The sequence below is a fragment of the Pseudoalteromonas sp. TB64 genome (assembly GCF_000498095.1).
Taxonomy (GTDB): domain Bacteria; phylum Pseudomonadota; class Gammaproteobacteria; order Enterobacterales; family Alteromonadaceae; genus Pseudoalteromonas.
The window spans coordinates 36,027-51,461 of record NZ_AUTQ01000113.1 but is presented as its reverse complement, the minus strand read 5'-3'; the positions used below and the strand labels follow the sequence as shown (position 1 = coordinate 51,461).

The following is a 15,435-nucleotide window of genomic DNA, read 5'->3' as shown; positions in this document are numbered from 1 at the left end:
CATAGGTTGGATCTTAAGGAATAAAACTTGAAAACATGCTCTGAATTTGATCTGATAGTAATCGCCAAACCACTATCTATCCCAAAAGCAGAGCATGAATAAATATAATACTGAGTTAAACAAAATAACGAAAGTGCTTAACGATTTTAATATTAACGAAATAGGTAAAACAAGCCGTTTTTGTAGCCGTAAACGAATAATAAAACCTTTCGAATTAGTCATGTCGTTAATAACGGCTCTAGGCGATAAATCGGTAAACACCGTGACAGATTTACATCGTTATTTTGTGAAGTTGACGGAAACTGATGTTCAATATAAACCGTTTCACAATCAACTGAGTAAGCCTGAATTCAGCCAATTGATGAAATCACTGGTCGATGTGGCGTTAAATGAATGGCAGCAACAAATACTCGGCACAGAAGTCACACTGTCAGATTTCAAACGCATCATATTGCAAGACGGAAGTTCGTTCGCAGTGCACGATAGTTTAAAAGATACCTTTAAAGGTCGCTTTACTAAAATAAGTCCTGCGGCAATAGAGGTTCATGTGAGTTGGGATGTGCTTCAAGGTTATCCCGAAGAAATCTCAGTGAGTCCTGATAGCCAAGCTGAATATGATTTTTTACCTGATGCTAAATCGTTAGTCGACACCTTGTTTTTAGCGGATAGAGGTTATTTTAAGTTATCGTATCTTGAATCAATTGATACAGCAGGAGGCTTTTATGTTGTCAGGGCTAAAACCACGGTTAATCCAACCGTAGTAGCTGCTTTTAATCGTCACGGTAACGCGTTAAAACGGTTTTCACAGAAGAAGCAAAAGGACGTTAAAAAGCATATTCGTCGTAGTGTTATTGTCGATATGGATGTGGAAGGTAAAACTAATTATCGATTGATTGCGAGCTGGCCTAGAGGAAAAAGTGAGCCTACTTATTGGGCAACGAACTTAAATCGAGAAAAATTTAGCGCTGAAGCGGTAATAAAGCTCTACAGTCTCAGGTGGCAAATAGAGTTACTGTTTAAAGAATGGAAGTCTTATTGCAACCTGCAAAAATTTAACACCAGAAAAGCGAGCATGATGGAAGGCTTGGTGTGGGCAAGTTTATTGACGTTGTTAGTAAAGAGGCGAATAGGCATGAGTGTTCAACAACTTGCCGGTATTGAGCTATCAACATTTATGGTAGCAAAAAACACCCAAGGTTGGTTTTATCAATTAATGGAGTCGATAACACAAGGCGTGATATCGACACTGAATAAAGCATGGCAAAAAACTATCAGTTTTTTGTCAAAATATGCACGAAGAGCGAACCCAAAAAGAGATAAAGAAAAAGGACGATTAAAATGCGGCCTGAATCCAATTATCTCTTAATGTCTAACCTATGAGTAATAGCAAGCTTAATACTGCGATCAACTAAAGCGGCAAGTGCTTGTGTTGTCGCATAATCTAAACTAAAAATACTCAGGTTTTTAAATTCATACAGTTTAGGTTGATGCTTTTGCCACCAAATTGCCTGATTATTTTCACCGTACGTATAAAGCACCACTTTTTTAGACTTATTGCAGGCTTTTTTAAGGCGCTTCTCATCTGGTAAGCCAAGCTCAATCCACAGCTCTATCTCTTCACTATAGCTTACATGCCAAAGCTCAGGCTCATCATCAGCACTTAATCCTTTAGTAAACTCTAAACCATCGCAGCTATTTAATGCAAAAGCGAGTAAGCGAATCATTAACCGTTGATCGGTTTCTGAAGGGTGTTGAGCCAAGGTTAAATTAAAATCTTGATAAACGTGACGGTCCATATCACTAAGCGATAATTGGACTTTCATAATGGTGGATTTAAGAGCCATAACAACTAATCTGAAAAAATTTGCGTCAGTATAGCGCAATTAAGTGAATTGCCAGTTAAAATAGCAGTTAATTATACGTTAGGAGTTAAAAATGGCTATCCAGTGGTTCCCTGGGCACATGAATAAAGCCCGCAATGAAATTAAAGAAATAATGCCACAAATGGATGTGATCATTGAAGTGCTTGATGCGCGCATTCCTTATAGTAGCGAAAATCCGATGGTGGCAACCTTGCGTGAAGGTAAGCCGGTCATCAAAATTATGAACAAAGCTGATTTAGCTGATCCTAAAATGACTCAAATCTGGAAAGATTATTTTGAGCAAGAAAACGGTGTTAAAGCTATTTCTTTTGGACATGATAAAGCGGCTGAAGTACATCGCATTAACGAACTTTGTAAAAAACTGGTGCCGCATAAAGTGGGTGCCGATAAGCAAATTAAAGCCATGATAATGGGTATTCCTAACGTAGGTAAATCTACGTTAATTAATGTATTAGCTGGGCGTATAGTTGCAAAAACAGGTAATGAACCTGCAGTAACTAAAGCGCAGCAACGCATTAAGCTTGAGGATGGCATTATGCTTTACGATACGCCGGGTATGCTTTGGCCAAAAGTAGAGAACGAAAACTCAGGTTATCGTTTAGGTGCTACAGGTGCTATTCGTGATACAGCGCTTGAGTATGAAGAAGTAGCTAGCTATACCGCTGAATACTTATTGCGTGCGTACCCAGAGCTTTTAAAAGCACGTTATAAAATTGCCGAACTTCCTGAAAGTGATTGGGAGTTTGTTGAAATGGCGGGTAAAAAGCGTGGCTGTATTCGTGGTGGTAATCAAATCGACACGTACAAAATGTCTGAAATACTAATTAACGAATTACGTGATGGCATTATTGGTCGCATTACAATGGAAACTCCGCAAATGCGTGAGGAAGAAGAAGTAATGGTTGCTGGTTTACGTGCCGCTGCAGAAGCTAAAAAACAAGCTAAAGAAGAAGAGAAACTTCAACGCCGAGCACGAGCGCGTAAAAACCGTCGTTAATAATTAACCTGAACCTAGGGCGTGTTGACCTTTCGTGGTTGAATTTGCAGCAGTATATTTGGTATTTGGGCAAGGCAGAGCCTATGTAGTGTGGTTATTCTCCATAAATAGGCGATAACGCAGCATAAATGCCAAACATGCGCTGCCCTTTGGGTTCTTTCTAGGGACGATTGACTCTTTGTTGCCTACATGGATGTAGGTAAGGGGCGTGAGCAGGACGCGGAAGCTTTGCTCGGTATTTACTTAGCCCACTAGGTTACAAACCTCGCGCCGCGATTAAATCGCCCCTAGATTGAACAAATTTCAATCCACAAAGGTCAACACGCCCTAGAATAATAAATCTATCTCGAGCAGCTATTTTCAGCGCTAACTGCGTTGAATTTACTTGCAATAGACCAGCTATTGACGCGTAAATTCGCCTTGTTTTCACTGAAAATCTCTGGCTAGAGAAAATAAATTTAAATATCACCATGACTCAATACGTTAGTAAATCTCTTAACCAGAGTTCAGGTTATTTAGCGTTATAAGTAACTTAAATTTGTTAAATTGCAGACATAAAAAAAGCCCGTAAGGGCTTTTTTAGTTTCATATCTACCGTCACCGATATGAGCAATGTAGCAAGTAAAATAGGGCGGTTACTTATTATCAACATCAAGGGGCGTTGCGGTCCATAATAAGTAACCATAGCTGTTAACGTGCGCTACACGTTGTTTCAGGGTCAGAAACAATTAATCAATTCATTCCGTCACAAGCCAGTATGTCTTCCGTCTTGTTGATATTGATTATCAGTTAGATCTAACTATCTGTCAACACCTAAATGCAAATAATTCCTATTATCTCTTTGTTTGTTTTGTAAGCTATTGTTAAGTATAAAAAAGAATAATAATCTAAGCTGTTTGACTAACCAGTAGAGCTTTAATTCGATATATCTAATAGTGATTTTTATTTATTAGAGCTAATCGATTAATGCAGGAGAGAGGTTTTCGTTTATATTTTAAGCTTAGGGCCCTAGGGCTGTGTCTTTGGAAAAGTTTAGCGAGCTTTAATGTGAATGCTCTATAAGGTTTGGACATAAAAACCCCCCAGTAATTGGTATGTCCAACTATTGGGGTTACTTCATTTACTGCGCATTTTTAATTGGGATTATACTATTGGTTATTAGCGTAGTAGGCGTTTTCACCACTTACGTTTGTTTTTAACAAATCATTTTTTCTTTGTAACTCTCTAAGAATAACGATTCGCTTAGCTGGAATATTAAGATTGTTTAAGCGAGGAAAGCTATGCTGAGGGATCAGTAATGCTTTATCCCAATTACTAATAATAATATCGTAAGAGTCTCGGTGCTTAGGACCTGTTACATCAGTAATGTCATAATTATCGATGGTAAAAAGAGCTGTTTTTTTATTTTTTAACTTATTTAGTAAATCGTTATCTGCATACAAACTCAGGTGAGCAAGTAAATCATTATTAAAGTCATTAAAATATGCTTTTTTATCTTTATACATGGTCGATACATTAAGAAGGTTACTGCTGTAATTAGTGCCTCTATTTGAATTAATAAATTCTTGAGCGTTATCAATTAATGAAGGCATTAAGTTATTAGCGGTGTATGCCTGAGTTCTAATATTTGGTGAACCGATATAGCCTTTATATAAGCCATACATTACAAGAGGGTTATTTTTATTTAATGGCATTAATATTTTGTATTCAATGTCATCTAAACTAAGTTCTTGCCCGTTATATGTGAATAGCTTTTTGTAAAAGAAGCTGCTTTTATCAGCCACGTCATAAGATAAACTATTAGTGTCTTTTGGGTAGCGCTGAGCTAATTCATTTATTACTGCTACATTATGTAGATTCAGCCAAAATGCAGTTTGTTCTTCATTACTTAATTTACTAAGTTGGTTATTTGCTAAATAACTAAGAAGATTACTTTGTATAGCTGCAATTGATTTTGTTAATTCTGGATCATCAATAAATTGCTCATAATAAAAGCGGTTTGCTTCTGCATCAGTCGCTCGGTTACTTCCAAGGTTAGGACCTTGCTCATTTTCATCATAGGAAATGTACGATCTATCTGAACNGAGCCAATTCAAGAACAGAGGCTTCTAAAACAGTATTGTATTGAGAGTAGTCAACTGCAAAATTAGCAGTCACTTGATTCTTACTGTCTAAAGAATTTGTTGTATTGCTACTTTCAGCAAAGCACGGGGCTGACAGCAACGTACTCAGCATTACAGATTTAGCTATTAATTTGATCATATTATTTCCCTCGATGATTATATCCAATATCGCTCACGGTTGTTTGTTTTGTGAACAAAGTAATAATATGCATTAAATTAAGCTTAGTCAAATTATTGTAATTTATTGGCTGCTATACGTAAATTAATTTGCTTTACGAGTACTTTATCTTGTTTGTTAAAACGTCCTACAATAAGCAAAAAGTCACTACCGTCAGTTTTTATTACTTTAATACTTGTATTATCAAGTTTGGTTTTACCGTATGTGGTTTCTATTTTTTCTATGTCTTTAAAATGACTAAGATCTGATTCAAGTTCTCCTTGGTCATTTTTGTAATAGCTAAAAATATAGTTCTCGGTTATTCCGTTACCGTCTTCTCGGTAATCAAACATTGCATCGCTATAAAAGTAGAGTATTTCTTCGTTTTCAGGTGTTAGGCGATTACGTTTTAAAAAGTGTACTTGGTAAGACCATAAACTATCGCCTTTTATAATTGCGGCATTGGGTAAAATATTTACTTCTTGAAGTACGCCTAAAAATAATAGAGGTGCAAACACAAGCGAGATTAAATACTGTCTAATTCGCCAGTACGAGTTGTAATGTAGGGCTTCTTTACTTGTATCGGTTTGTTCAATGTAACTAACTAGAGGCAACCATAAAAATGGCATTATACAAATCACTATGGTTGCGTATTCGTCCATACGATAAGCAAAGGCGCTGGCGAGTACCATTAGCCAGAGTGTTAAGGCAGTCCAGTTAGGCATTACTCTATTTTTGTTTAACTGTTGTTGGCTGTGCTTTGCAAGTGCGAGATACAAAGGGTAATACCATAAAAACGCAAATATACCTCGAGCAATAGGCATAATACTTGAGTTATCGCGCTCTTTAATGGCTTTAAAGTTACGATAACTCCAGTAGTTAACAAATATGCCTAAACTTAAAATACTGTAAATAATAAACTTACTTATAGACACTGCATAAAATGGACTATCTTCAAATTTAACTTTTTTTGCTGACTCTAATCGCCAATCGGCGAAAAAGAATATGAGTACTAAAATATAGCCAGCCAACACATATTTAAGCCAGCTATAACCAAAGCTATCTAGCACATCAGCTGTTGTATGAGGTGTTTCGGTCGTTTCCGCGTATTTTAGAATAGGGTAATGGGTTGCTGATATTAACTTTTTACGCTGTGCTAAATAATCATCTATTTGAGCGGCTTTAATATGATCTTGTTTTGCGTAATAGTCATAACTCAGTGTTAAAACGTTATCATTAAATTCAGTAGTTGTTTTTAGATTGAAGTAGTTGTTATCAATTTCTTGTTGATCGCTATCAAATCCCCAACCTTTTTCTGCAAAATGTAGTTTTATTGTGGTGTTAATTATATTGGGGTAGCCAAAGTAGAGTGGGTCGGTGCGATTTACCTGCTTTGGTTCGTAAACGCTATTTTGTATTTCACTCGCATAAAAACTAGCTTCGTAGCCTTCGTCTGTTTTTTCCCAAAATTCACTAATTAAATACGATTCTTTGGTTATTAGTTTACCCGTTTGTTCTTGCTCACTAATTGCCATTGCTTCATTGATTGATAAGCCATTTAAAAAACTTTGGTAATACTCGAAGTAAGATTTAGCAACGCTATTTAGACCACTGCTGGCTATATTGCTTCTTCGGTTAATTGCTTCAAATTCAGCATAAGTGTACTGGGTTTCAAAACGTGATGGCTCAGATACTTTTTCAGCAATGGAAAAGTTATCCTCTACAGATACATTTGTATGTACAGGTTTTTGCGCCATTGAAGTTAAAGCGCTTTCACCTTTATCAATAATTAGGGCATAGCCATAATCAGGCTGTGCTAAATATTCGAGAGAGCCGCGTTGATAGTTAATCGTAGGATCGAGCCAGTAGCGTTTTCCGTTTTGTTTAAGCGTAACAATTACGTGATTAAATACACTTGCAGAAGGTGGAAGTTTTTTTAAACGTTTGGTTTCCTCTGTATCAACTAGCGCAGGAAAGGCTTCTATATCCATCGCTTTTAATAACGAAATAAGCAGTACTGTTTTATCTTTACAATCGCCATATCGTAGCGAAAGCGTTTCTGAAGCTGACGTTGGTTGATGCGAGTTAGTGCCCATTTCAAGCCCTAAATATCGAACTTCGTCTTGGCTAAAGCGCAGTGCTGCTGCAATCTTATCTGATGTTTTTGTGTGTTTTGCTTTTATTTTTTCAGCAACATCCAAAATGCTGTTTGGGGTTTCTATGGCTGATTGATAAAGTGGATATGCCCAGTTAACTACCTGACCCCAATCGTCAAACTCAGAAAAGTAAACTTGTGTATACGGGTCGTACCACGTTGGGGTTTGAGAATTTTGCTCCAGTAAAGGTTCTTCAAAAAGAGTTATAGAATAATCTTTGCCATATTTGTTAAGCGTTTCTTGAATATCTGCTGTGCCGTTTATTGTATTAATATGTAAAGGCGTTTGTTTACCCCAAAGTACACGCATATTTTGTTGCACTACGGGTACCGACCAGTTAAGCGTGCGCCTTGTACTAAATTTATTAGCATATATAGGGTTGCTACCTGTCACTGTGTAGCTGTAATCGAGTATGTCGCCACTGCGCATATCATCAATAATAATATTGAGTGATAAGCTACCATTATAAATACGATCAGCTAACTCAGATTCACCTTGTATAACCGTCATTCTCGCGCTACCAAGCTTATCAATACGCTCATTATTTCTAATAATTGTTAAGCTATTTAGTGTTAGCGACTCGTAACTTGGATCAAAATCAAGGTTAAGCTGGCTTATATAATCAACACCGCTTTGATTCAATGCCTGCATAACCAACCGTGTATAGCGTTGCTGTTTTTGTTTGCTCGGTATATAGGATTGGTTGTCTAGCAGTAAATACAAAGTGCCATCACGCACTTTTGTTTTATCTGTTTGTTCAGGCTGTTTTATTTTATGAGTATTAACCCAATCAGCGGGTGGATCTAATTCATATTGCTGAGCAACAGCACTACTGCATGAAATGAATAAGCAAAAGGTTAGTAGGTAAGAGACAAGTGGGGAGGAGTTCCATTTCATTTTAGGTTCTTATTGTTGTTGTTTTATGCATATATACTGAAAGTGAAATGTATCAAATTTCGGCATTTTCAACAATATAATGTTAATAGCATCTATACGCATATTTATACATGCAAGTACGGTAAAGCATAAGTTTCAACTCAAGTTAACCAGCCCTTTATATGCACGGGTTATAAATACAACAAAAGCATAAAGGTAATTAATTATCTCTAAAAATGACTTTTCAAAGATATTTTAACCACTGTTATATGTAATTTTTAGAAAACCAGCTTTGCTGTTTGTCTTTTTATTAGGCATGCATTTTACTTTGCAAAATACACTATGCTTTTATAAAGCACGTTACTACAGCATTTACTGCTCAGCAAATGGGCAATTTGATTGATGTTAGTCGCTCTACAGCACGCTGTTACTTGGAGTCTTTACTTGAGTAGATAAGTTAACAGCGGATCAAAGTTGCAACAGTATCGGTCGCCCTGAGCGTTGTTATAAAATAATGAAGTAACTTTGTGTACCTAATACTCAAACCTTAAATGCTATTTATTTCAATGCATTGCGTTTTTTTTGTCATGTTTGATATTTAATAGATGGTGACGATCAAAAAAATATGTTGAATTGATTGCATTTTAAGCGGCTTGTATGGTGATGTTCGCTTTAAGTGATGTTATACTCCTGCGGAATAATTTATCGACTTTATTAAGAGCAAAATTAATGGCAGATTTATCGAAGTACAGAAACATTGGTATTTTCGCGCACGTTGATGCGGGTAAGACCACGACTACTGAGCGTATCCTAAAGCTTACTGGTCAAATCCATAAAACTGGTGAGGTTCATGATGGTGAATCTACTACTGACTTCATGGAACAAGAAGCTGAGCGCGGTATTACTATTCAGTCTGCGGCTGTAAGCTGTTTCTGGAAAGATCACCGCTTTAACGTTATCGATACTCCTGGACACGTTGACTTCACAGTTGAAGTTTACCGTTCACTTAAAGTACTAGATGGCGGCATCGGTGTGTTCTGTGGTTCTGGTGGTGTTGAACCACAATCAGAAACTAACTGGCGTTATGCTAATGATTCAGAAGTTGCACGTATTATCTTCGTAAATAAATTAGACCGTATGGGTGCTGATTTTTACCGTGTAACTGAGCAAGTACGTAAAGTACTTGGCGCAACTCCACTAATCATGACTTTACCAATTGGTATTGAAGATGAGTTTGTTGGTGTTGTAGATGTTTTAACTAAAAAAGCATACGTTTGGGATGACACTGGTCTTCCTGAAAACTACGAAATCACAGACGTTCCTGCAGACATGGTAGATAAAACTGACGAGTATTATGAAATGCTTGTTGAAACTGCCCTTGAGCAAGACGATGCACTACTTGAAGCTTACATGGAAGGTGAAGCACCTTCTTTAGAAGACATCAAACGTTGTATCCGTAAAGGTACTCGTGACCTTGCTTTCTTCCCAACATACTGTGGTTCTGCGTTTAAGAACAAAGGTATGCAGCTTATTCTTGACGCTGTTGTTGATTACTTACCAGCTCCTACAGAAGTTGATCCTCAACCTCTTATGGATGAAGAAGGTAACGAAAATGGCGAGTTCGCAGTAGTATCTACTGACGAACCTTTCAAAGCGTTAGCATTCAAAATAATGGATGACCGTTTTGGTGCATTAACATTCGTACGTATTTACTCAGGTAAACTAAACAAGGGTGACACTATCCTTAACTCGTTTACTGGTAAAACTGAGCGTGTTGGCCGTATGGTTGAGATGCAAGCAGATGACCGTAACGAATTAACTAGCGCACAAGCTGGTGACATCATTGCTATCGTAGGCATGAAAAACGTGCAAACAGGTCACACTCTATGTGATCCTAAGCACCCAGTAACACTTGAGCCAATGGTATTCCCAACTCCAGTAATCTCGATTGCTGTACAGCCTAAAGATAAAGGCGGTAATGAGAAAATGGGTGTTGCTATCGGTAAAATGGTTGCAGAAGATCCATCTTTCCAAGTTGAGACTGATGAAGATTCAGGCGAGACTATCCTTAAAGGTATGGGTGAGCTTCACTTAGATATCAAAGTAGATATTCTTAAGCGTACTTACGGCGTAGACCTTATTGTTGGTCAACCACAAGTTGCTTACCGTGAAACTATCACTAAAGAAATTGAAGATAGCTACACGCATAAGAAACAATCTGGTGGTTCTGGTCAGTTCGGTAAAATCGACTACCGTATCAAGCCAGGCGAAGTTGCTTCAGGCTTCACGTTTAAATCATCAGTTGTTGGTGGTAACGTACCTAAAGAATTCTGGCCTGCAGTAGAAAAAGGCTTTAAATCAATGATGGGTACTGGTGTTCTAGCTGGTTTCCCTGTACTTGACGTTGAAGTTGAACTTTTCGACGGTGGTTTCCATGCCGTGGATTCATCTGCAATCGCGTTCGAAATCGCTGCTAAAGGCGCTTTCCGTCAATCGATCCCTAAAGCGGGTGCACAACTTCTTGAGCCAATCATGAATGTTGACGTGTTCACTCCAGAAGATCACGTTGGTGACGTAATCGGTGACCTTAACCGTCGTCGTGGTATGATGAAAGACCAAGAAGCTGGTTTAACAGGCAGCCGTATTAAAGCTGACGTACCGTTATCAGAAATGTTCGGTTACATCGGTACACTACGTACAATGACATCTGGTCGTGGTCAGTTCTCTATGGAGTTCTCACACTACGCTGCATGTCCGCAAAACGTTGCTGATACAGTAATCGCTGCAGAAAAAGAGAAGAAAGCTGCTAAGTAATTAGCTCTTTAACTCTTTAAGAAAACCCGCACATGTTGCGGGTTTTTTATTGCCTATAATTAACTAACCTGAACTTTTGATAATAAACCTGCCTCCATTTCAAGCAGCCACTTTTAATACTAATACTAAGTAACTTAGAGCTCTGGCTAGAGAAAAAATGTAAATATAATTACGGTTCAATATGTTAGTAAATCTCATAAGCAGGGTTTAGATTAACTAAAATAATCATGCTATTGCTACCACCAAGACTATTTAAGCCCGTTTAAAATCATGATTGTCTTTGAGGGTTTGGTGCTTTTTTAGGTAGCTATTTTTTATTATTAGTAGGTTAGATTTAGTATTAGTTAAGGAGTTCTAAAGTCGCTCATTATAATGCTTAAGTTCAACCTTGAGAAAAGATTGCTAGAAGATTATCAGAGTACTATTGTTAGCATTATAAATTTATTTAATGAAATACCTTATAAAATAAGCGCATGTAAAATAGCTTTAATTACACTAATTGTAATATGCCAATCTTATAGGGAATAGATTGTTCTGCCAGATTAGATGGCTGACGGCATCAAAACCACTCATATAGAGAAGCCATATATCGTAATTTTAACTTCATCATCGAGATATGCTTTCGTCGTAATAACAGCCATTAGTTTAATGCCATAAGTATCAAGCCGGTAATTAATAGCACTTGTAGTTAGTGGTGCTGAAATTTTTAAAGTGAGCAGTATTTAAATTTAATAGGGCTATTAAAAAGACAATAAAAAAGGAGCAATAAATAGCTCCTTTTTTATTTGAGAGTGTGGCGCTAGTTAAACTTTTTTATTGCCTTTGTTTTTAGCGCTTTCATCTTTGGTTTGCGTGGTGCCTTAAAGCTATGTATTGGCATAGTCACCAAGCGGTCTTCAGGCAGTGCAGGTATAGAAAATGGGTAAGAGCCTTCTGCTGGTACCGAAATCTCTTTAAGGTGAACTTTAAGCGCCTCTAGCGTTGAGTCATTATCAACTTCACTAGGGCAAATAAATATTCCCATTTTTCTAAGGTATACGCCTAATTTAATACTGCTTGAATAACGCACAATAGGTGCTGCTAATATTAAGCCTAATAAAATAGGTGATAACCACCAGAAAAATACTGGAGTGAAGTAATAAGCAGTACTACCCCATGCAATTGCAACAATGGTTGAAAATAACGTGTAACCAAATGCTTCTTTCCATGGAACCATACGACCTTCGCGTGGTTGTGCATCCCATTTAACTTTTTTACCTAAAAATACACAAATAACAAAGTAGGCATGAAATACCATCATAAGTGGTGCAACAATAATAGCAAACACAGTCTCAATCAATGAGCCTAATATTAGCCTGATAGAACCACCAAAACGTTTATTTCTGTGTACTAGGGTTACTATTACGCCCATTAATTTAGGTAGTAATAAAATAATAATAGTCAGATACAGTAATGAATCTATTAAATCTGTTTTAGCTATTTGCCATGTCGGAAATAATTGATATACCCGGTTAAAATACACATCACTATTTAAGGCACGTGTTACAGCATCAATAGTGCTTAGCGCTAGCATAGATAACCAGATTAGCGATGAAATGTAGGCAGTTGCACCAAGTAAAAAGTGAAACTTACTCATAAATTTTAATTTTGACGAAGATAATAAACCAAGGTGTTGGATATTACCTTGTACCCAGCGTCTATCGCGTACAGCATAATCTAAAATATTACTTGGTACTTCTTCGTAGCTACCTTCAATATCTGAAATTAGTAGCACGTCCCAGCCAGCGCTGTGTAATAAAGATGCTTCAACAAAGTCATGGCTTAAAATTTCACCGCCAAAAGGAGCTTTGCCTTCCAGTGTTGGTAAACCACAACAAGTGATAAATGCATCAACTCTGATAATTGCGTTGTGACCCCAGTAGTTTGCTTTATCGGTTTGCCAAAATGCAGAACCAGTTGCCAACATTGGGCTATAAAGTACAGAAGCGAACTGTAAAAAACGACCAAAAAAGGTATCTTGACGAACAGGGATTGGGATTGTTTGAATAAGCCCAGCTTGTGGATTGTTGAGCATACTTGTTGTTAGCTCTAACATACACTTACCAGTCATTACACTGTCTGCATCAAGAACAATCATATGATCGTAGTTGCTGCCCCAGCGCTCACAAAACTCAGTTAGATTACCTACTTTACGATTTTTATTATCTTCACGGCGACGATAAAAAACTTGTTTTGCAGTATCACCTAAACGTTCACACAACGCATGCCAAGCATTTAGTTCGTTTGTTGCTATTTCTGGGTCTTGTGTATCGCTTAATAGATAAAAGTCAAAGTTATCCAGTTCACCTGTTTCTTTTAACGATTGTAAACTTACTTCAAAACCAGCAATAACACGGTGAGTGTCTTCGTTGTAGATTGGCATTACAACAGCAGTTTTTTGCTGGGCAAGTGCCTCGCTATCAAAAGTAATTGGTTTAATACGCTTTAACGTTAGTGGGTCAATTCGTAGTAATTGCAGCACAAATCCAATTGTACCGCTACAAAACGCCGTTACGATCCACGCAAAGGTAATTGAAAACAATACGAGTAAAGCGTATTCAAGTAGGGTCATTCCGTTTGAGCTTAAAATCTCAAACATAATAGATATACCATAACCTGATATACCAATTGCTGCGATAGCAAACAACAATACGCGAATCGTTTTAAAGGGCATAGACGTTGGTGTCTTTTGCTTACTTGATGTCATTTGGATACCAGACATAACTCCATACCTCGCTAATTTCTTTGTCATGTAGTTTTAGCGATAAACGCATGTCTACAGGTTTACCATCTTGTGGTGCAATTTTAAAAGCTACACGCCATCCAAATGTTTCTGGAAGTTTTTGCACTGTTACATCAGTCACTTCACCGGTAGTTAACTGAATATCTGCTTTTAACTTTAGCGCTGCAGATAACTGGTTAAGCTCTGGACCTGAAAAATCAACTGTGAATTGGCGATGACTTTTAGGTGGTGGATTATCCTCACCTGGTAATGCAGCACTACCAATTCGAGTACGTTCTACTCGTGCTTTGTCATGTTGGTTTAAATGGGCATTAAAGGTCGTCATTTTATAGCTTAACTTTAGTGAGTCACCTGCTTTAAAAGGTTTTTCAGGTACCCAATAACTTACTATATTGTCGTTTGTTTCTGTGTCTGTTGGTATTTCTACTAATTCAACACGGCCATTACCCCATTCACCTTCTGGTTCAATCCAAAGGCTAGGACGGTCATGGTAATGTGCTTCAGTATCAAAATAGTTATTAAAGTCACGGTCACGTTGTGCTAAACCAAAACCTTTTGGGTTATCATAGGTAAAAGACGTAACGCTTAACTGAGCTGGGTTATTAAGTGGACGCCATACCCATTTGTTGTCTTGTGATCTTGTTAATAAACCATCAGAATCATGTACTTCAGGGCGGTAATCATCAAAGAATTTAGTGCTGTTTTCACCGTGATAAAACATACTCGTTAATGGTGCAACACCTAGTTTTTTAACATCTTTACGCGCAAATATTTGCATATCTACTTTTACAGCGGTGTTTGTTGTTGGGTCTACATTAAATCTGTACGCCCCTGCAACAGAAGGGCTATCAAGTAGTGCAAACATCACAATATTAGTTTGATCTGGTTTTGGCTTAACTAACCAAAACTCTTTAAACATTGGAAACTCTTCACCAGACGCTTCAGCAGTATCAATTGCTAAACCACGAGCTGACAGTCCGTAAACTTGGTTTGGTCCAACAACACGAAAGTAAGAAGCACCCTGAAATACCATAACTTCGTCTTTATATTCATTGGTATTTAATGGGTAATGTAATCTAAAACCAGCATGACCAAGCTGTGTGTTGGCAATGCTTTTAGTGATTTCGTCTTTTAAAGGAGCAGCTGTACCGTCATATTGATAAAAGTCAGTATTGAATGGGAGACGGCTACGTTTAGAATCGCTATCAACTGTATTTATAGTTACTGGTGTTTTATATAAAAAACCTGGGTGAAATAGCTGTAGTTCGTAAAGACCTTCGTCTTTCCATACTGACTTGTCTTTTCTAAAGCGAATAGAGCGGTAATCTTGATAATCAATATTATTAAGTGCATCAAGCTCGATGTTTTTAGGTGCAACATATTCTTCGGCGGCTAGCTTTTTTGCACGTGCGCTTATTACATCAAATAGACTGCTTTGTGGGATTGCCACATCGACAGTGGCAGCAAGTGCTTGATTGCTATTGCCCCAAGCAAAAAACATAATAAGTAGACCCAAAAGTGGCTTTGAGCTCTGTTGCCATGTTGGTATTAAATGGGTTAATTGTTTCATTTTCATTCCTTTATAAAAACACGACTTATTTTTATGGTTAGGGTTAATATTGATTCATCTATTTAATACTTGATTGG

The 15,435-nt window shown here is 37.4% G+C and carries 8 protein-coding genes; 3 read left to right on the top strand and 5 right to left on the bottom strand.

From position 1 onward, the window contains the following. Nucleotides 1-94: 94 nt before the first annotated feature. Nucleotides 95-1,366, top strand: coding sequence for an IS4 family transposase (locus L647_RS0108780; protein WP_024610808.1), 1,272 nt, complete (start codon nucleotides 95-97; stop codon nucleotides 1,364-1,366). On the opposite strand, the gene L647_RS0108775 is transcribed toward L647_RS0108780, so the two are convergent. After that, nucleotides 1,356-1,844: a YaeQ family protein gene (locus tag L647_RS0108775; RefSeq protein WP_033024344.1), complete on the bottom strand. Its 489-nt coding sequence runs from the start codon at nucleotides 1,842-1,844 to the stop codon at nucleotides 1,356-1,358. The genes L647_RS0108780 and L647_RS0108775 overlap by 11 nt on opposite strands. Before the next feature lie 91 nt (nucleotides 1,845-1,935). Between L647_RS0108775 and ylqF the strand changes: the two genes are divergently transcribed. Then, entirely contained in the window at nucleotides 1,936-2,880 is a 945-nt protein-coding gene (gene ylqF, locus L647_RS0108770; protein ID WP_010554855.1) for a ribosome biogenesis GTPase YlqF, read from the top strand. A gap of 1,148 nt (nucleotides 2,881-4,028) precedes the next feature. On the opposite strand, the gene L647_RS0108765 is transcribed toward ylqF, so the two are convergent. After that, nucleotides 4,029-4,976 (bottom strand): DUF547 domain-containing protein, encoded by a 948-nt coding sequence (locus tag L647_RS0108765; RefSeq protein WP_024610807.1) that lies wholly within the window; start codon nucleotides 4,974-4,976, stop codon nucleotides 4,029-4,031. A gap of 258 nt (nucleotides 4,977-5,234) precedes the next feature. Then, nucleotides 5,235-8,213: a DUF3857 domain-containing transglutaminase family protein gene (locus L647_RS0108755; RefSeq protein WP_024610805.1), complete on the bottom strand. Its 2,979-nt coding sequence runs from the start codon at nucleotides 8,211-8,213 to the stop codon at nucleotides 5,235-5,237. Nucleotides 8,214-8,921: 708 nt separating this feature from the next. Between L647_RS0108755 and fusA the strand changes: the two genes are divergently transcribed. Beyond that, complete coding sequence (gene fusA, locus L647_RS0108750) at nucleotides 8,922-11,006, top strand: elongation factor G (protein WP_024610804.1); 2,085 nt, start codon at nucleotides 8,922-8,924, stop codon at nucleotides 11,004-11,006. A 799-nt stretch (nucleotides 11,007-11,805) separates the two neighbouring features. Here fusA and mdoH read toward each other — a convergent pair. Both mdoH and L647_RS0108740 read right to left on the bottom strand, forming a co-directional pair. Beyond that, entirely contained in the window at nucleotides 11,806-13,767 is a 1,962-nt protein-coding gene (gene mdoH / locus L647_RS0108745) for a glucans biosynthesis glucosyltransferase MdoH (protein WP_024610803.1), read from the bottom strand. Next, nucleotides 13,739-15,358, bottom strand: a complete 1,620-nt coding sequence (locus L647_RS0108740) for a glucan biosynthesis protein G (protein ID WP_024610802.1) — start codon at nucleotides 15,356-15,358, stop codon at nucleotides 13,739-13,741. The genes mdoH and L647_RS0108740 overlap by 29 nt, the downstream gene beginning before the upstream one ends. Nucleotides 15,359-15,435 lie beyond the last annotated feature (77 nt).

Coding starts and splice junctions, on each gene's coding strand:
- L647_RS0108775 (WP_033024344.1), bottom strand. CDS start 1,844: ATGGCTCTTAAATCCACCATTATGAAAGTCCAATTATCGCTTAGTGAT.
- fusA (WP_024610804.1), top strand. CDS start 8,922: ATGGCAGATTTATCGAAGTACAGAAACATTGGTATTTTCGCGCACGTT.
- L647_RS0108755 (WP_024610805.1), bottom strand. CDS start 8,213: ATGAAATGGAACTCCTCCCCACTTGTCTCTTACCTACTAACCTTTTGC.
- mdoH (WP_024610803.1), bottom strand. CDS start 13,767: ATGTCTGGTATCCAAATGACATCAAGTAAGCAAAAGACACCAACGTCT.
- ylqF (WP_010554855.1), top strand. CDS start 1,936: ATGGCTATCCAGTGGTTCCCTGGGCACATGAATAAAGCCCGCAATGAA.
- L647_RS0108780 (WP_024610808.1), top strand. CDS start 95: ATGAATAAATATAATACTGAGTTAAACAAAATAACGAAAGTGCTTAAC.
- L647_RS0108740 (WP_024610802.1), bottom strand. CDS start 15,358: ATGAAACAATTAACCCATTTAATACCAACATGGCAACAGAGCTCAAAG.